Here is an 18,542-nt window from a genome sequence, read left to right on the forward strand (position 1 = left end):
AGAAGGGGCTGCGGGAGTCAGACCGCGAGAACGTGGTCGTCCCGCGGTTCGTAGATTTCTCCGCTCATTCGCAGGTCGTAGACGGCGTCGAGCGCGTCGCCGATGGCGACGCCGCTGTCCGTGAGCGCCGCGGCGAGTCGCCCGAGTTCGACGCCGTCCGGGTGACGTTCGCCGAGTTCGACGAGGGCTGTTTTCACGTCTTCGGCGTCGACTTCGGCGTCGAACGCGACGCGTTCCCACTCGACGTCGTGGCCGGTGACGTCCGCGTGTCGCCGGTACAGTTCGACGGCGTCGTTGGGCTCCGAAACCGCGACGTGGAGGTCGCACGACGGGCAGGTGACGACCCCGGCGCGGGGCTTTTCGGCCGGTTCGACGTCCCCGTCGTCAGGCATTGTAAGCGTCCTGCGCGAGCCGGTGGAGTTTGTGGACCGTGTGTTCGTTCGGCCCGAGCTGCGCCTGCCCGAGCGCGCCGGACGTGAGCCCCTCGTACTGCCGCTCGACGAGCTCGAAGTCCTCCTCTTGGAGCTGGCGGCTCGTCTGGACGAACTCCTCTTCTTCGTCCGAGAGGTCGGCGTCGCGGAAGTAGTAGTCCGCGATGAGCTGGAAGCGCCCCTCGTCGATTGGGTCGATGATGTACGTGCCGTAGCCGTCGGCGGTGCCGTACATGTTGACCGTGAAGTTCGGCCAGAAGTAGTAGAACTTGGCCTCGTGTTCGGGGTGGATGCGCATCTCGTCGTCGACGTCCTCTCTGTGCTTGTAGTGGAGCACCCAGTGGTAGTCGTTGACTTCGAGCTCGGATTCCATGAGTTCGAGCCCCTGCACCCAGTCTTGGTGGTTCGCCTGACAGTGGTCGCACTCCGAGTAGTTCCCGCTGAACGTCTTCCAGTTGCACTCGACCTCGGAGACGTAGCGCCGGGCGTGTTCGTACTCGCCGAGCGGCAGGTCTTCGAGTTCCGTCTTCATCGACCCTGCCTGTTCGGCAAGCGAGAGGCTCGGTTCATCCTCGAAGTTGACGAACACGAGCGGCCCGATGGCGTCCGTGTTGACCTCCATGAGGCCGTTTTCTTCGGGGTCGAGCTCGCCGACGGCGTCGTCGTCGAGGTCGGGGTTCAGACTCGCCTCCTCGAAGCTCTTCGGGGTGCTCTGGAGCGACCCGTCGAGTTCGTACGCCCAGAGGTGGTACGGGCAGGTGATTCGACTCAGGCTTCCGGGGTCGGTCATCGGCGTCTCGTCGAGCATCTTCGACCCGCGGTGGGCACAGACGTTGTAGAACGCCCGAACGTCGCCGTCGCCGTCGCGGGTGACGATAATCTGCTTGTCGCCGATGGTCCGCGTGAAGTAGTCGCCCGCGTCCGGGATGTGGGTCTCGTGACCCGCGTAGACCCAGTACTGACCGAACACTTTCTCCTTTTCCATCTCGTGGACTTCGGGGTCCGTGAAGTACTTCGCCGGTAACGCGTTCGTTTCCGCGGTGATGTCGGCACTTACTGCACCGATTTCGTCACGACCGTTGTTCCACCGTGTCATGGGAGGAAGAAACACACATCCGATGAAAAGGATTCGTCGGGAATAGTTGAGCCGTATAAGTGGCGGTGGATATCCGCGAGCGGTCGGCGTTCGGCCGCCAGCGCCGATATCGACGACTCAGGCGTCGTCTCCCTGAAAAAGGGGCTCCGTGATACAGGTCAAGAGTGAAGGGGGGACGTTCCGAACCGCCGGACACCATGAGTGTCCGTGACAACCGATACGACGTCGCCGTCGTCGGGGTCGGCGGGATGGGGAGCGCGACCGCGTACCACCTCGCCGACCGCGGCCTCGACGTCGTCGGTCTCGAACGCTACGACATCCCCCACTCGCAGGGGTCCTCGCACGGTATCACGCGCATCATCCGGCGCGCGTACTACGAACACCCCTCGTACGTCCCGCTCATCGAGCGGGCGTACGACCTCTGGGACGACCTCGCCGAGGAGACCGGCCGCGATGTCATCCACCGAACCGGCTCCATCGACGCCGGGCCGGTCGACAACGACGTGTTCGCGGGTTCGAAACGCTCCTGCGAGGAACACGACATCCCCCACGAGGTGCTGACCGGCGCGGAGGTCAACGAGCGGTTCCCCGGCTACGAACTCCCAGAGGAGTACCGCGCGGTCTATCAGGAAGACGGCGGGTTCGTCGTCCCCGAGCAGGCGATTATCGCGCACATCGAGGCCGCACAAGCACGGGGTGCCGAGATTCGCGCGCGCGAGCGGGTCGAAGACTGGGCGGAGACGAACGACGGCGGGGTGCGCGTCCGCACCGACCGGGGGGTCTACGTCGCGGACGCGCTCGTGCTCGCCGCGGGCGCGTGGAACTACAAACTCGCCGACGCCCTCGACGGGCTTGCGGTCCCCGAGCGACAGGCGCTCGCGTGGTTCCAGCCCGAGTCGCCGGCGACGTTCGCGCCCGAGGAGTTCCCCGTCTGGAACCTCAGCGTCCCCGAGGGCCGGTTCTACGGGTTCCCGGTCCACGACGTGCCGGGGTTCAAACTCGGCAAGTACCACCACCGCGACGAGGATGTCGACCCCGACGACTTCGACCGCGAGCCGAACCGCGCCGACGAGGCGATACTCCGGGACGTCACGGAGAAGTACTTCCCGGAGGCCGCGGGGCCGACGATGTCGCTCGCGACGTGCATGTTCACGAACTCGCCGGACGAACACTTCATCCTCGACACGCTGCCCGACCACCCGCAGGTCGCGGTGGGAGCCGGCTTCTCGGGACACGGCTTCAAGTTCGCCAGCGTCATCGGCGAAATCCTCGCCGACCTCGCCGTCGACGGCGAGAGCGACCTGCCGCTCGGCATGTTCTCGCTCGACCGGTTCGAGTGACGACGGACGCGTTTCGATTGTCATCCGTAAACTGTTCATGCGATATTATCTTTGCACTATCTATTCATTTGCGTATAAATACCACTATTATCGGAGACTACTCGTTATGATGTGTAATACCAATGGGTTGGTTGAATCGTGAGGGGTGTGGACTCGCAACATGGGTCAAACTGACGTGCCGAACCTGACCATCGACCGTCTCTCGGCGGTCGCGGCGGGTGCCCCAAAGCGGGGAAAACAACATGATCGAACACGAACTCAAGTGGCGGTCGTCCACGGAGGGTGTGACGGATGACAGATAACAACGACTCGGCCGGTCGGTCGACGAGCGGACTACAGGCGGACCTGTTCTACCCCGAGACGGAGCGGGAACCCGGCGACGGGAACATCCAGCGGTGGGGGTTCGACATCCACCCCGTCGTCTTTCCGGTCGCGCTCTTGATCATCGGCGTCTTCGTCGCGGTGACGCTCGTTCTCGGTGAACAGGCGGCGACTATCTACTCGGACGTCAGGGGCTTCTTTGAGGGCAACTTCGGTTGGTTCTACCTCCTGTCGGTGAACCTCTTTATCGTCGTCTTGGCGTACTTCGCGCTGAGTAAGTACGGCGAGATAACCCTCGGCGGCGTCGAGGCCGAAAAGGAGTTCAGCGACTTCTCCTGGATGGCGATGCTGTTCAGCGCGGGCATGGGTATCGGGCTCATGTTCTACAGCGTCTCGGAGCCGCTGTACTACTTCACCAACGTCCCCGGCTTCTTCGACGTCGAGGCCGGGACCGGTGGTGCGGGCATCGCAGCGATGACCCAGACGTTCTTCCATTGGGGGTTCCACCCGTGGGCCATCTACGGTCTCGTCGGACTGGGGCTCGCGTTCTTCTCGTTCAACCGGGGGCTCCCGCTCACCTTCCGGTCGATTTTCTGGCCGCTCCTCGGCGAACGAATCTACGGCTGGCCGGGTCACCTCATCGACCTCGTCTCGGTGTTCGCGACGCTGTTCGGCCTCGCCACGTCGCTCGGTCTCGGGGTCGCACAGATAAACACGGGCGTGTCGTACATCCTCGGCGAGAACATGCTCGGCATTCTGAGCGTTCCCAACAACACCGGCATGCAAATCGCGCTCATCGCCGTGATAACTCTCATCGCCACCGCCTCCGTCGCGGCCGGACTCGAAGCCGGAGTGCGGCGGCTGAGCACGGTGAACGTCTTCTTTATGTTCGCGCTGTTGGCGTTCCTGCTCGTCGTCGGCCCGACGATGAGTATCTTCGGCGCGTGGGTGCAGGGTCTCGGGAACTACTTCAGCGACTTCCTCTCGCTCGCGTTCTTCACCGGGACGCTCGGCGACGGCGCGTCGACCGTCCACAGTTGGACGGTGTTCTACTGGGCGTGGTGGATCGCCTGGTCGCCGTTCGTCGGCATGTTCGTCGCGCGCATCTCCAAGGGTCGCACGGTCCGCGAGTTCGTCTTCGGCGTGTTCGTCCTGCCGTCGCTGTTCTCGACCGTTTGGCTCTCGGCGTTCGGCGGCAGCGCGCTGTTCAACTCGCTTCAGGGTAACGGCGCGGTTCTCGCGACCTACGGCGAGGCAGGACAGACGGTGGCGATGTTCGCGCTCCTCGAACAGTTCCCGTTCAGCGCCGTCTCGGGGCTGCTCGCCGTGACGCTCGTGGTGACGTTCTTCGTGACCTCCTCGGACTCGGGGTCGCTCGTCGTCGACCACCTCACGTCGGGCGGTAAACACAACGTTCCGCGGAGGCAGCGTGTCTTCTGGGCGGTCACGGAGGGCCTCGTCGCGTCGCTTCTCCTCTACGGCGGCGGGCTCGGCGCGCTCCAGACCGCGGCCATCGCCACGGGATTCCCGTTCGCCGTCGTCCTCGTCGTCATGTGCTACACGGTGTATCTCGGCCTCGACAAGGAGTACGAACTCCTGCAGTCCGAGGAGTTCGCCGAGCGGATCGAGGACTTGGCCGACGAGGACATCGACTTCGCCGTCGGTCGCTCTCGGACGTCGGTCGTGACCAACGTTCGGGAGAACCCCGGCACGACGGACGATTGACGACCGACTCACCAAACGATGACTCGACGCTATCGATGAACGCGCTCGCTGTCGGTTCGGCGGCGTTCGCGGTCTTCCTTTTCGCCGTTGCGCTGGTCGCGATGACCGTCGGTGAGCTACGGGGGGCGGGGCTCGCGTTCCTGAGCGCCAGCCTCGTCATCTACCTCAGAGAGAAGCACCTCGTCGGCGACTGACGCCCGCCGGCGACCGCTATTCGTCGGCGTGCGATTCTCGCCGGCGCACAATTCTTGCCGAGGCCGACGTTCGTCCGCGACGAGACCCGGCTCTCGTCACCCCCCGGTACGTATACACCTCAGATAGTGGACCCGGAGAGATATCCGGGGGCCGCAGTCACTACTGTTTGGTACATGAACACATGGTCTACGTTTCCCGAACGCGCCGGAACGGTTGTCGTCGGGGCCGGCTGTGTCGGCTGTAGCGCGGCGTATCACCTCGCCGAGTCGGGCCGCGAAGACGTCGTCGTCCTCGACCGCGGACCGCTGTTCGAGACCGGGGGGTCGACGTCTCACGCACCCGGGCTCGTGTTCCAGACGGCCGGGAACAAGCTGATGACGGAGATGGCGTCGTACACGCGCGACCTCTACGACGGGTTCGGCGACTTCCGGACGTGCGGCGGCATCGAAGTCGCCTACTCCGAAGCGCGCTGGGACTTCCTCAAGCGCAAGCGCGAGTGGGGACAGTCCTACGGCATCGACGAGGGCGAACTGCTCACGCCCGAGGAGGTCGAAGCGCGCGTCCCGCAGATAAACTCCGACGTCATCTACGGCGGGTACTACGTCCCGTCGGACGGGAAGGCTGACGCCGTCAGCGCCGCCGAGTCGATGGCGGAGGAGGCGCGTGAGGTCGGCGTCGAGTTCTACGGCCACACCGAGGTCACGGACATCGACGTCTCCGACGGCAGTATCGACGCGGTCGACACCGAACACGGCCGCATCGAGGCCGACGAGGTGCTCGTCGCCACGAACATCTGGGGGCCGCTGTTCGGCGAGATGGTCGGCACGGACATCCCGCTCGTTCCCTGCGCGCACCAGTATCTCGTCTCCGACGAACTGGACGAACTCGAAGGCGCGGAGCGCGAAATCGAACAGCCGCTCCTCCGGCATCAGGACCACTCGCTGTACTACCGCCAGCACGGCGAGCGCTACGGTATCGGCTCGTACAACCACGAGTCGCTTCTGGTCGACCCGGCGGACATCTACGGTCCCGACAAGCTCGACGACCTCGGACTCGAATACCCGTCGCTCCGCGAGTTCACGGAGGAGCACTTCTACGAGAACACCCACCCGGACCACGACCGGTCGGCGTTCGACGCCGCTAGCGAACTCGTCCCCGGCTTCGAGGACTGCGAGTGGACCTCCGCCATCAACGGCATGTTCTCGTTCACCCCCGACGGGATGCCCATCCTCGGACCGGACGAGGACACCGAGGGACTCTGGTGGGCGCTCGCCGTCTGGGTCACGCAGTCCGGCGGCGCGGGCGACATCGTCGCCAGCTGGATGGAAGACGGGACGCCGCGGCTCGACGGCTCCCGCGTCAACGCTTCCGGCGCGCACGTCTCTCGGTTCCAATCGCACACGGGCAGTCGAGAGTACACCTACGGGCGCGGCGCACAGCAGTACCGCGAGGTGTACCAGCTCATCCATCCGCGCGAGCAACCGAGCGGGCAGCGCGCGCTCCGCCGGAGCCCGTTTTACGACCGGCAGGACGACCTCGGCGCGGAGTTCTACGACAGCGACGGCTGGGAGGTCCCGCAGTGGTACGAGTCCAACGAGACGCTGCTCGAAACGTACGACGTGCCGGACCGCCCCGACTGGCTCTCCCAGAACTGGTCGAAGGTCCACGGCGCGGAACACCAGCACCTCCGCGAGAAGGTCGGCATGGTCGACATGACGACGTTCACGCCAATCGAAGTGACGGGACCGGGCGCGCTGGAGTTCCTGCAGGGTCTCCTGACCAACGATATGGACGTCACGCCGGGTCGGATGCGCTACTCGGCGATGCTCAACGAGGACGGCGGCGTGCTCGCCGACCTGACGGTCGCCCGTCTCGGCGACGACCGATTCGTGCTGTTCACCGGCGGCGGAAGCTCGGCGACGCTCCACTCGCGGTGGGTCGAAGAGCACGCGCCCGACGACGGCTCCGTCGACGTGACCGCACACGTCTCCAGTCGGACCGGCATCGGCGTCTTCGGACCCGACTCCCGGAAGGTGCTTTCGGACCTCGTCGAGGCCGACCTCTCGAACGACGAGTTCCCGTTCTACTCCGCACAGGAGACCTACCTCGGAAGCATCCCCGTCACGATGCTTCGACTCTCGTACGCCGGCGAACTCGGCTGGGAAATCTACGCCCCGACCGAGTACGGAAGCCAGCTCTGGGACGCGATTCGGGAGGCCGGCGAGGAGTACGACATCGCGCCGGTCGGCTGGGCCGCGCTCGACTCGACGAGCATGGAGAAGGGGTTCCGCCTCTGGGGGACGGACCTCACGCCCGAGCACAATCCGTACGAGGCCGGAATCGGCTTCGCGGTCGACCTCGACACCGACTTCGTCGGGAAGGCGGCGCTGGTGGAGGACAGGGAGGGCGACGGTCCGAGCGACCGAATCGTCCCGATAACGCTCGACGAGGAGGAAGCCGTCGTCGACGCGGGCCATCCGGTGGTCGCCGACGGTGACGTCGTCGGCTACTGCTGTCGGGCGGACTACGGCTACACCATCGACGCCGGCATCGCGTACGCCTACCTCCCCGAGAAATACGCCAGTTCGGGGCAAGACGTCGAAATTCGGTACGAGGGCGACGCCCACCCCGCGACGGTCCGGTCCGGGCCGCTTTTCGACCCCGACCGAGACAAGATGATTCGGTGAGTGCCGGATTTCGACGCGTCACCGCCTCCGCCTCGATTTATCGGCGCTGTCGAACTTCAGTCGCTGATAATCCGCCGCGGCCGTGTTGAACTCGGCAGATCTGTGGGGAACCGGGACTGTCTGCAGAATAACTGCCCTACCGCTGTCACTCGTCTCGGACGGCCTTCAGGTCGAGCCGCGGGGCAAACGACTCGTACGTCTCGTCGCTCGACACGATCGTGTCGCCATCGGACTCGACGAGATGGAGCGCGTCGAAGGGCGTGAACCCGTGGTCTTCCACGTAGGTCGCGGCCGTGAGAACCGTGTCCACGTCCCCGCGCACTTCCAACAGCGTGGCGACGTTCGCGACGACCCGCTCCGTGTCCCGCTCTTCTCGATACGCGACCATGAGGAGTTCGATGAGCGTGAACTGCGACGTCCACAGCTCGTCTCGGTGGTCTCGGTAGACCGCCTCTGCGGCGTCGCCGAGCCAGTCCTCGTCCTTGATGAGCGCCAGCAGGAAGTCCGTCTCGGCGTACATTCAGCGGCCGGCCTCGTCTATCGCCGCGTTCCGGGCCCCGTGGCGGAGTTCTTCGGCCGTCTTCTCGACGTCCGCGAACTCGGTGCGGAGCGCATCGAGCGGGTCGTCCTCGATTGGTATCAGCTTGATACCGTCGTGCAGTTGGACGATGCGGTAGTGTTCGCCGTACCGCTCTCTGACCTCTTTGGGGAGCGTGAGGCGTCCGCGACCGTCCAGCGTCGCTTCGGACATACGTCCTACTACGATGGGTAGAAACAAGAGTTTTCCCCATATTTCGATTCACGACCCACTCGGATAGAACCTTCGACGGTTTCGGATTATTCGAATTACTCGGACTCCTCGTCGTCGACGCCGCGCTGTTCGAGGACGCGTTCGACGATTTCTTCGGGGTGTTCGGTCGCCACGGCGAGCGCGGCGTTGTGGAGTTCGCTCTTCGTGACGCCCCTGAGACCGTGGTCGCGGGTCAGTTCGCGCTCCACGTCGTAGGTGATGATGTCGTCGAACTCGTCGGCGACCGCTTCGAGGACGTACAGCGCCTTGTGGACGGTCTCGTCGAACTCGAAGGCGGGGCGCTCGCGGGGGTCTACGGGTTCGGCGGACGCCGATTCCGACTCCCCCTCCGATTCGACCGCGTCGTCGGTGCCGGCGTCTTCGGGTTCGGGTTCCGGCTCTGGCTCCGAGGCGGTTTCGCCGCTCCCCATCGCGGCGTCGAGGTCGCCGAAGGGGTCTTCGCTCATCGGGCCACCTCGCCCTCTTCGACGATTTGCGCGAGTTCGTCGTAGCACGCCAACTGGTCGCAGGTGCTGTCGTAGTCCCGCAGGGGCATGTGCTCGCGAATCGACGCGTCGATGGCCGACCGATGCCGAATCCCCGGCTTCGGCAGGTCGCCGTCCCACTCGCCGTTGTCGATGGCCTCGAACACTTCAGGGTCGGTGTACGCGAAGTTCGGGAGCTTCGAGGCGATGTTCGGCTTCGAGACGAGCGCCTCCACGAGCCGTCTCGTCGGGCGGTCGTGGTCGATTCGGTCCCGGAGGTCGGTCGGTACGACGGCGAGGATTTCGAGGTCGAAGTGCTCCCGCGCGGGCGTGATAAGCCGCTTGACCGTCTTTTCGAGCCCCGAGAGCGCGCCCGACTCGGGGCGCATCGGCAAGACGAGGTTCTGCGTGGCGTACAGCGCGTTGTCGTTGAGTTTCCCGCGCGCCGCGGGGCAGTCCACGACGACGTAGTCGTAGTCGTCGCCGAGAAGCGGGTCGATGACGCGCTGTTTGAGCCGCGCCGACCCCATCATCACGCCGCCGAGGTCCGACTCGACCTGTTCGATGCGGTCGTTCGACGGGAGGAGGTCGATTTCGAACCCGGTCTCCAAGATGAGCTCCCGCGGCTCCAACTCGGCGTCGTCGAGGAGCACGTCGCCGAGGTGCGCTTCCGAGTAGAACTCCTCGCCGAACCCGAGGCCCGTCGTGGTGTGTCCGTTCGGGTCGAGGTCGACGAGCAGCACGTCGCTGCCCCGGTGTGCGAGCTCGCGGGCGAGGTTGATGGAGGTCGTCGACTTTCCGATACCGCCTTTGAGGAGACAGACGCTGACTGCACGTGACATGATGGGGATATCCGTGATAGCGAGATTCTCGGCACAGTTGAAATAATTATGGTTACTCCGACTCTTTGAGAAGTTCAAATAATCCAAGTAATTCTAATAGTTTCTATTCGGGTCGTGTCAACTCGATTCGCGCTCTCTCCTTCGACTGGCGGCCCGAATTGTCGCCGGCAGTAGCTATTTGGGCCCGTTGTGTGCAGATAAATTCGTGACAGATTGGTTGCCCGGCCGAGGGCTACGCGCCCCCGAACTCTCGCCGCAGACGGTGACGCTCGCGGTCGCCGCCGCCTTGCTCCTCGCAGTCGTCGGGCTCCACCCAGTCTCCGTCCTTCCGGTCCGGTCGCAGTACGCGCTCTCGGTTTTCGTCGTCGCGCTCCTGCTTTGGTTGACGAAACCGGTTCCGTACGTGATTTCGAGTCTGGCCTGCGTCTCCCTGTTGTACGCCCTCGGCGTCGTGGACTCCTTCGAGGCCGCGGTGAGCGGCTTCACCTCCTCGCTCGTGTACTTCCTCCTCGTGCTGTTACTCCTCGGCAACGCGGTCCGGTCGGTGGGGTTGGATACCCGGTTAGCGAGCCGACTGCTGTCCCCGGACAGCACCCCTCGCGGGGCGTTTCGTTCCATCGCGCGAAACGTCCTCGTGCTGGCGCTGTTCATGCCGTCCGCGATGGCCCGTGCGGTCGCGTTCATCCCCATCGTCGAGGAGGTGACCGAGGAGTTCGACCTCCCGGCGCGAAGCGGGTTCGAACGGGCGACGTTCCTCCTCTTGGGTCACATCAATCCCATCGCGTCGATGGCGCTCATGACCGGCGGCGGGATGGCGCTGGTCACCTCGGGCATCCTCGCGACGAGCGTCCGACCGCTCTCGTGGGTCGAGTGGGCCGTCTTGATGATTCCGCCGACAGTGGTTCTCTACGCGCTCGCCGCCGCGGCCGCCGGTCTCTTCCACGCCGTCGATGCCGACTCGACTGTCGACCCCGGCGAGCCGGGGATTGCGGACGCGCCCCCCGACGGCGAGTTGACCCGCGAACAGGGACTCGTCGCGGCGGTGATGGCCGGTACCGTCCTCGCGTGGGTCGTCGGTTCGTTCGTCGGACTCCCCGAGATTCTCCCGGCGGTCGTCGCCGTCACAGTCCTCGCGCTTCCGGGAGTCGACGTTATCGACGCCGACGACGTCAAGCAACTCAGTTGGGGCGTCCTCTTTCTCATCGGCGCGACGCTGTCGATTCTGGACGCCCTGGAAGCGACCCAAACCATCGCGCTCGTCGTCGACCTCCTCGCGCGGTTCGTCCCGTTCGAGGCGTTCAGCCACTGGCAACTCGTCGGGCTGCTTCTCGGGTTCGCGGTCGTCGTTCGCGTGCTGTTTTCGACCGGGTCGGCCGCCATCGTGGTGATTCTCCCCATCGTGCTGCGATTCGCGGAGACGTTCGGCGTGACGCAACTCTATCTCGGACTCGCGGTCCTCCTCGTGGTGGGGTCGACCACGATTCTCCCGTTCAACACGACCGCCGTCCTCGTCTCGCTAGACCGCGGACCGCTGACGAACCGGGACGTGACGCTGTTCGGGTTCGTGACGATGGGCCTGTCGCTCGTCGTCGTGACCCTCTCGTGGCTCTTCTACTGGCCGCTCGTCGCCTGAAACGTTGACGAGGGCGTCGCGAACTCGGGCCGGTATCCTCGCCCGTTGCGGTAACCACCGGTCTATTTGTAGGTGAACGGTATCTGCCCGGTACGGGTGAGTTCGCATCTTACGTGTTGAGTTTACGACGGCTCCGACCGGCGTCATGTCGAAGATAGATCGCCGCCTGCGAGACGCACGGAGCATCGAGTTGGACAACGCGTTTTACGTCGAGGACGGGACGTGGATCGAGTCGCTCACCATCGCCTCGAACGGCCCCTTCGACGTGGAGTCCCTCCTCGCCGACATCTCGGGCGTGACCGTCTTCTACGACGAGGAGATTCCGACCGCCTCGACCGACGTGCAGATACGTCGAGTGACGATTCTCGCCAACGAGTCGTACCCGTTCATCCTCGGACTGGTTCTCAGACAGGAGACGATTCCGAACCGCATCGTCCTCCAAGACGGCGTCTTCGAGGTCGTCGCCACCGCCCAGGACTGGGACCACTTCAGGGAACTCGCCGACGAGATTCAGGAGACGCTCGGGGAGTTCGAACTCCGCTCCGTCACGCAGGACGAAGCCCCGGGTGAACCGCTCGACAGCGGCCGATTAAAGGAGGTGTTAATCTCCAAGCTGACCGACGACCAACTCGCGGTTCTGGAGACGGCATTCAACCACGGCTACTTCCACATTCCGCGGGAGATCTCTGAGACCGAACTCGCCGAGGAACTGGGTATCGCGCAGTCCACGCTGAGCGAACGACTCCGGACCGCGGAGCGAAATCTGCTCGAACTCATCTACGGTCCGCGACAGGAGTAGCTCACTGCTTGTTGGAGAATATTGCCGCATCCCGCCGACCGAGTATATAAAGAACGATAGATATCGGGCCGTATCGGGAACAGCACCATGGAAGATACTCCATAACAAGCGGTCGCAATGTCGGAGAAAAATCGTGATAGTTCGGGTGTCGAACGTGGAACTGGCCTTACGCGACGCGACTACGTGGCGGCGACTGCGACCGCCCTCGGCGTGACCGGACTCGCCGGGTGTACCGGTGGCGGCGACGGAAGCGGCGGGAGCGACGGCGGGTCGAGTCTCACCCCCGAGGTCCCGTCCGGAACCCCGGAGACGGTCGAGACGAAGTACTGGCGCGAGTGGGAGACCATCGACGCCGACGAACCGCCGCTCGACTACAGCGCGACCGCCGGCGCGGTGTTGGACCCCGTCCCGGTCGAATTTTCGAGCGAGGACGACCCGTGGATGCGGGAACACGCGCTCATGGTCCAGCGCGGGCTTGACGCCCTCGGCGTCGGGACGCAACTCAACGACCGACCGCTGAACCAACTGTACGCCCAGAGTTGGGACACGAAGGGGCTCGAAGCGATCATCTCGATGAGCACCCACGGTCCGGACCCGCAACGCGGGCTGGACCCGAACCCGCTTTTGATGCGGCGGAGCGAGACGAGCCTCTCGAACTACGACAACTACTACCACCCCGACCTGCAGGAGGTGCTGACGGAACAGAGTCAGACGACCGACCGCACCGAGCGCGAGGAGCTCGTCGCCGAGGCGCAGCGCATCTTCAGCGAGGACGTGGGCGCGCTCATCACGCTGTTCCCCGATATCATCACCGCGGTCAACACGGAGCGCTGGAGCGGCTACGTCCAGACGCCGGGCAACGGGCCGACGAAGGACTCGTTCGTCTGGTCGGAGGTGAACCTGCAACCCCAGACCGACGACCGGACCTACATCAAGGGCGTGACCACCTCGATGAACTCGCTGAACCTCCCGTGGGCCGCCGGCGGCGCGGAGGCGAAGCGGCTGACGTTCATCTACGACGGCCTCTTCGACGCCACGCCGGACCTCGAAGTCGTCCCCGCGCTGGCGACCGGCGGCGGGTTCGTCGACGACACCACCGTCGAACTCACTCTTCGCGAGGGCGTCGAGTGGCACGACGGCGAGCCGTTCACCGCGGAGGACGTGAAGTTCACCGTCGAACTGTACAAGGAACACTCCTCGACCAGTCAGACGCCGTTCTACGAACCGGTCGAGTCGGTCGAGGTGCTCGGCGACCACGAGGTTCGGTTCAATCTGAAGGGCCCCGACGCGGCGTTCATGACCCAGCGCGTCGTTCGCAGCGTCATCATCCCCAAGCACAAGTGGGAGGACGTGGAGAACCCGTCCCAGCACAACCCCGAGTCGCCCGTTGGCACGGGGCCGTTCACGTACGAGAACTGGGAGCAGGGAACCCGCTTCGAGGTCTCGAAAAACGAGGGCCACTGGATGTTCGACGACGACTGGCGGGCAGACGTGCTCGGCGACCAGGCCACGACCGGCGAGGGCGTCGACCGCGTCATCTGGATAAACGTCGGCAACATCGACTCCATGATCGGCTCGCTGCAGGGCGGCGAAATCGACGCCATCGGCACGACGCTCTCGAACTCGCAGGCCGACCGCGCCGCGAGCACCGGCGGCGTCGAAAAGATGACCTCGGGCAACTTCGCGCCGCTCGACACGAAGCTGATGTTCTCCTGTCCGCTCGTCCGCGACAAGGAGTTCCGCGTCGCCCTCGCCAAGTCGGTCGACACCGAGGGCTTCGCCGCCGACGTGCTGCAGGACCGCGCGACCGTTCCGAGCGGGGAGAACCCGATTTCGGACCTCACGCCGTGGCACACGTCGGACACGACCCACTACGAGTTCGACATCGACGGGGCGAAATCGCTCCTCGAACAGGCCGGCTACACGCGGGACGGCGACGGCAACCTCCGGTTCCCCAACGGGGACGCGTGGGCCGCCTTCGTCGAGCGCATCCAGCCCGGGAACATGCACAAGCGCCGCGACGAACTCGGACAGGCGGACTTCTCGTGAGGTGACACGCATGTCGAACACTATCCACTCGTGGCGTTGGGTGGTCCGGCCATGAGCGAGTTCCAGCGGTTTCTCGCAAAGCGGCTCGCCATCTCCATCGTGCTCACCCTCGTGGCCGTCTCGGTCATCTTCGTCGTCCTGCGGCTGCTTCCGGGGAGTCCGTTCGAATCTCTCGTCACCGCGGGCAACCTGAGCCAGCAACAAATCACCGAGATTCGAGCGATGTACGGCCTCGACCAGCCGATGTGGCGGCAGTACCTCAGCTACCTCCAGAGCATCCTGCTGTTCCAGTTCGGCTACTCCATCCTGCGGAGCCAGCCCGTCTGGGGGGTACTGGCCCCGCGGCTCGTCAACACGCTCATCCTGCTCGTCCCCGCGTTAGTGACGACGGCGGTCCTGAGCTCCCTGCTCGGGATGTACGTCGGTTGGAACCGCGGGAGTAAACTGGAGAAGCTCAGCATCATCGCCACGACGTTCCTCCGGTCGACGCCGGTGTTCATCACGGGCATCCTGTTCGTCATCGTCTTCGCGTACAACCTCGAACTGGTGCCCGCCTTCGGGATGCGCTCTATCAGCGCCTCGCCGGAGGGCTACGTCGAGACGTTCGCCTCGCTCGACTTCCTGCACCACTACGTCCTGCCGTTTACCGTGTCGGTGCTGTACTACAGCGGCGACTTCCTGCTTTTGGCGCGCAACGGCGTCGTCGAAAAGCGGGGCTCTGAGTTCCTCAAGCTCCACCGCGCCAAGGGGCTCTCCGAGATGCAACAGCTCTCGCGGGCGGGTCGGAACTCCATGCTTCCGATTCTGACCTACTTCGCGCTCCGCCTCGGGATGATATTCCAGGGGCTCATCCTGCTCGAAGTCGTCTTCGGCTGGCCCGGCATCGGCCGCGAACTCGTGCTCGCCATCCAACAGCAGGACTACCCGCTGGTGCAGGCCGCCGTCTTCATCATGGCGCTCGCGGTCATCGTGGCGAACCTCGTCGCCGACGTGCTGTACGCCTACTTCGACCCGACCGTCTCGACCAGCGGAGGTGGTGCCGCGTGAGCACCGAGACGAAGCCCGAAGCCGAACTGAAAAAGCGCGTCGAGGGGGTCGCGGAGACGCTCCGCGACCAGTTCACGTTCCTGCGCCGCGACCGCCTCGCGTTCGCCGGCGTCCTCATCGTCGCGGCGTTCGTCTTCCTCGGTCTCCTCGGCCCCGCGCTCGCCCCGCACGACCCCATCGAGCACACCGTCCGCGACGACGCCGGCTCGATGCTGCGGCTGTCCGAACCGACCGGCGCGGCTCCGTTCGGGACGACCGCCTACGGCAAAGACGTACTGAGCCAGTTCCTCGCCGGCGCGCAACCGACGTTCATCGTCGGACTGTTCGGCGGCATCGGGACCGGTGCGCTCGGCTTTCTCGTGGGACTCGTCAGCGGGTACTACGGCGGCTGGGTCGACGAGGTTCTCATGCGTATCACGGACCTCACGTTCTCGCTGCCGTTCACGCCGATGGCGCTGTTACTCCTGACGTTCGTGACGCCGAGCGTCTGGCTCATGACGGGTATCATCGTCGCGTTCCTCTGGAAGATGCCCGCCCGCGTCGTCCGCTCCGAGGTCCTCTCCGTCAGAGAGCGCACCTTCGTGAAGTCGGCGCGCGCCAGCGGCGCGAGCGACCTGCGGACGATGCTCTACCACGTCGCGCCGAACGTGCTTCCCATCGGATTTCTCTACACGGCCTACGGCATCGCGTGGGCCATCGCCGCGCAGGCCAGCCTGGCGTTCCTCGGCTTCGGCGACCCGACCGTCACGAGTTGGGGCCGGATGCTCCGACAGGTGTTCGAATCGGGCAACATGCGCGTCGCCTGGTGGTGGGTGCTCCCGCCCGCACTCGGCATCGCGGCCATCACCACCTCGGTGTTCCTCATCGGCCGCGCCTACGAAGAAGTCATCAACCCGGAAATTCAGACCGAACAATGAGCCTCCTCGACATCACGGACCTCACGGTCACGTACTCGACCGACAGCGGAACCGTCCACGCCGTCAACGACGTGTCGTTCAGCATCGACGAGGGCGTCAACTACGGCCTCGCCGGCGAGTCCGGCTCGGGGAAATCGACGCTGGCCGAGGCGGTTCTCGGCCTCCTCCCGAGCAACGGCTCCGTCGAATCCGGCAGCATCGAATTCCAGGGCCGCGACCTGACCGGCCTCAGCGAGCGCGAGCGCCGCGACGTGCTCTGGGAGGACATCGCCTACATCCCCCAGAGCGCGATGGACTCGCTCGACCCGGTGATGTCCACCGGCGCGCAGATTCGACAGGCGATTCAGACCCATCGGAACGTCACCGACGACAAGGCGCGTTCGCGGGTCAGAGAACTGTTCGAAATCGTCGGGCTCGACCCCGACCGCATCGACGACTATCCCCACGAGTTCTCCGGCGGGATGCGCCAGCGCGTGACTATCGCCATGGCGCTCGCGCTCGAACCGGACCTCATCATCGCCGACGAGCCGACCACGGGTCTCGACGTCATCGTCCAAGACAAGATTATCGACAAGATTCTGGAGATACAGGACCGGATGGACAGTTCGCTGCTTCTCATCACCCACGAAATCGGCGTCATCGCCGAGACGTGCGACGAGCTGTCTATCCTCTACGGCGGGAAGGCGATGGAGCAGGGGAGCGTCGACAACGTCCTCGTCAACCCCACGAATCCGTACACGATGGGGCTGAAGAACTCCTTCCCCGAGATTGAGGAGGGCGACCAAGACCCCGTCTCGATTCCGGGGTCGCCGCCGAACCTGAGCGAGTCACCCAGCGCGTGCGTCTTCAAGGACAGGTGTCCGTTCGCGACCGAGGAATGCGAGGCGTCCCATCCGGACCTCGTCGACCTGCCGAACCGCAACCACCGCTCGGCGTGCCACCACGTCACCAAAGCCGCCCAGATGCGGCGCGACGCCACCGACCCGGAGACGTGGGGCATCCCCGACAGTCACGACGAATCGGACCGCGGCGAAGTGCTCCTCGAAACCGACGGCCTTGAGAAGTACTACGAGCAGAGCCAGCCGCTCTTGGAGAAACTCAGGGGCAACGACCCGAACTACGTCCGCGCCGTCGACGGCGTCTCCCTGCGGGTCCGGCGGTCAGAAATCCTCGGCGTCGCCGGCGAGTCCGGCTGTGGGAAGTCGACGCTCGGCGAGACCATCGCGCTTCTCAAACAGCCGACCGGCGGCGAGTTCGCCTTCGACGGCGAGTCCTACGAGCACTACGCCGACGGGAACATGCGCGAGTTCCGCCGGAAGGTGCAGATAATCTTCCAGGACCCCTTCGACTCGCTCAACCCGAGACAGACGGTTCGGCAGTTGGTCGGCGAACCGCTCACCATCCACGACTACCGGACCGACGAGCGCGAACGGGCCGTCGTCGAGACGCTGGAGAAAGTCGGGCTCACGCCCGCGCGGAAGTTCCTCGACCAGTACCCCCACCAGCTCTCGGGGGGCCAACGCCAGCGCGTCGCGGTGGCCAAAGCGCTCGTCCTCGACCCCGACTTCCTCATCTGCGACGAACCGGCGTCGATGCTCGACGTGTCGCTGAAGGTGAACCTGCTGAACCTCCTTCGAGAACTCGCGGACACGGAGGACATCGGTATCGTCTACATCTCTCACGACCTCGCCAGTCTGGTGCAGGTGTCGGACCGGCTCGCGATTATGTACCTCGGGCGGGTCATCGAGGAGGGTGACGTCGAGTCCGTCGCGGCCGAGCCGAAACACCCGTACACCACCTCGCTCCTCGCGGCCGCCCCCGAGAAGGACCCGACGGTCGACCGCGACCGCGTCCTGCTCGACGGCGAGCCTCCGAACCCGGTCGACCTCCCGCCGGGGTGCGTCTTCGCCCCGCGGTGCCCGAAGGCCGAAGACGAGTGCCGGGAGAGCGAACCCGGACTCGACACCGCCCGAAGCGGCGACCACCGCGCCGCGTGCTACTTCCCGGACGGGGAGACCCCCGCCGCGGACGACCCCGCCGACGACCGCTCCGGCACATACGGGGACCCCGAGTTCTCGTCGCCGGCTAGTGGCGATTCGGCGAGCGACTGACGTCCTCCTTCGATTCCGCTCCCGTCGTCTCTTTGGCGACCTCCCGGTAGCGCCGCGTCTCGATTCGGATTCGA

16 protein-coding genes are annotated in these 18,542 nt (G+C 65.1%); 10 read left to right on the forward strand and 6 right to left on the reverse strand.

Annotated elements, in window-relative coordinates; translation table 11 throughout:
• Positions 1-17: 17 nt before the first annotated feature.
• Together BN996_RS13790 and BN996_RS13795 are read right to left on the reverse strand one after the other, a co-directional pair.
• On the reverse strand, positions 18-392 hold the full coding sequence (locus tag BN996_RS13790; RefSeq protein WP_089780018.1) for a hypothetical protein: 375 nt from the start codon (positions 390-392) through the stop codon (positions 18-20).
• Positions 385-1,527 carry an aromatic ring-hydroxylating oxygenase subunit alpha gene (locus tag BN996_RS13795; RefSeq protein ID WP_089780021.1) on the reverse strand — a complete coding sequence of 381 codons (1,143 nt, stop codon included), beginning with the start codon at positions 1,525-1,527 and terminating at the stop codon, positions 385-387. The genes BN996_RS13790 and BN996_RS13795 overlap by 8 nt, the downstream gene beginning before the upstream one ends.
• A 197-nt stretch (positions 1,528-1,724) precedes the next feature.
• On the opposite strand from BN996_RS13795, the gene solA reads away from it, so the two are divergent.
• The 4 genes from solA to BN996_RS13810 all read left to right on the forward strand — a co-directional run bounded on the left by solA (position 1,725) and on the right by BN996_RS13810 (position 7,795).
• Positions 1,725-2,867: an N-methyl-L-tryptophan oxidase gene (gene solA, locus BN996_RS13800; protein WP_089780023.1), complete on the forward strand. Its 1,143-nt coding sequence runs from the start codon at positions 1,725-1,727 to the stop codon at positions 2,865-2,867.
• Between the two features lie 291 nt (positions 2,868-3,158).
• Positions 3,159-4,913, forward strand: a complete 1,755-nt coding sequence (locus tag BN996_RS13805) for a BCCT family transporter (protein WP_089780025.1) — start codon at positions 3,159-3,161, stop codon at positions 4,911-4,913.
• 35 nt (positions 4,914-4,948) lie between these two features.
• Positions 4,949-5,107, forward strand: a complete 159-nt coding sequence (locus BN996_RS20200) for a hypothetical protein (RefSeq protein WP_167344146.1) — start codon at positions 4,949-4,951, stop codon at positions 5,105-5,107.
• A gap of 174 nt (positions 5,108-5,281) precedes the next feature.
• Positions 5,282-7,795, forward strand: a complete 2,514-nt coding sequence (locus BN996_RS13810; protein WP_089780026.1) for a GcvT family protein — start codon at positions 5,282-5,284, stop codon at positions 7,793-7,795.
• A 145-nt stretch (positions 7,796-7,940) separates the two neighbouring features.
• Here BN996_RS13810 and BN996_RS13815 read toward each other — a convergent pair whose 3' ends face one another.
• From BN996_RS13815 to BN996_RS13830, 4 genes are all read right to left on the reverse strand, one after another.
• Positions 7,941-8,315, reverse strand: coding sequence for a type II toxin-antitoxin system VapC family toxin (locus tag BN996_RS13815; protein WP_089780029.1), 375 nt, complete (start codon positions 8,313-8,315; stop codon positions 7,941-7,943).
• Positions 8,316-8,546 (reverse strand): AbrB/MazE/SpoVT family DNA-binding domain-containing protein, encoded by a 231-nt coding sequence (locus BN996_RS13820; RefSeq protein WP_004968458.1) that lies wholly within the window; start codon positions 8,544-8,546, stop codon positions 8,316-8,318. It abuts the gene before it with no gap.
• Between the two features lie 95 nt (positions 8,547-8,641).
• Complete coding sequence (locus tag BN996_RS13825) at positions 8,642-9,052, reverse strand: DUF7970 domain-containing protein (RefSeq protein ID WP_089780031.1); 411 nt, start codon at positions 9,050-9,052, stop codon at positions 8,642-8,644.
• On the reverse strand, positions 9,049-9,912 hold the full coding sequence (locus BN996_RS13830; RefSeq protein ID WP_089780033.1) for a ParA family protein: 864 nt from the start codon (positions 9,910-9,912) through the stop codon (positions 9,049-9,051). The genes BN996_RS13825 and BN996_RS13830 overlap by 4 nt, the downstream gene beginning before the upstream one ends.
• Positions 9,913-10,174: 262 nt before the next feature.
• Between BN996_RS13830 and BN996_RS13835 the strand changes: the two genes are divergently transcribed.
• From BN996_RS13835 to BN996_RS13860, 6 genes are all read left to right on the forward strand, one after another.
• Positions 10,175-11,545 carry an SLC13 family permease gene (locus tag BN996_RS13835; protein ID WP_089780518.1) on the forward strand — a complete coding sequence of 457 codons (1,371 nt, stop codon included), beginning with the start codon at positions 10,175-10,177 and terminating at the stop codon, positions 11,543-11,545.
• Positions 11,546-11,690: 145 nt separating this feature from the next.
• Positions 11,691-12,344 (forward strand): helix-turn-helix domain-containing protein, encoded by a 654-nt coding sequence (locus tag BN996_RS13840; protein ID WP_050460023.1) that lies wholly within the window; start codon positions 11,691-11,693, stop codon positions 12,342-12,344.
• A 183-nt stretch (positions 12,345-12,527) separates the two neighbouring features.
• The gene (locus BN996_RS13845; protein ID WP_089780035.1) at positions 12,528-14,393 is read left to right on the forward strand and encodes an ABC transporter substrate-binding protein; all 1,866 of its coding nucleotides are present in this window, start codon (positions 12,528-12,530) and stop codon (positions 14,391-14,393) included.
• Between the two features lie 51 nt (positions 14,394-14,444).
• Positions 14,445-15,440: an ABC transporter permease gene (locus BN996_RS13850; protein WP_089780037.1), complete on the forward strand. Its 996-nt coding sequence runs from the start codon at positions 14,445-14,447 to the stop codon at positions 15,438-15,440.
• Positions 15,437-16,357 (forward strand): ABC transporter permease, encoded by a 921-nt coding sequence (locus BN996_RS13855; RefSeq protein WP_004972224.1) that lies wholly within the window; start codon positions 15,437-15,439, stop codon positions 16,355-16,357. The genes BN996_RS13850 and BN996_RS13855 overlap by 4 nt, the downstream gene beginning before the upstream one ends.
• Positions 16,354-18,468 (forward strand): dipeptide ABC transporter ATP-binding protein, encoded by a 2,115-nt coding sequence (locus tag BN996_RS13860; protein ID WP_089780039.1) that lies wholly within the window; start codon positions 16,354-16,356, stop codon positions 18,466-18,468. Before BN996_RS13855 ends, BN996_RS13860 begins: the two co-directional genes overlap by 4 nt.
• The last annotated feature ends 74 nt before the right edge of the window (positions 18,469-18,542 follow it).

It is taken from the genome of Haloferax massiliensis, assembly GCF_001368915.1.
GTDB lineage: Archaea > Halobacteriota > Halobacteria > Halobacteriales > Haloferacaceae > Haloferax > Haloferax massiliensis.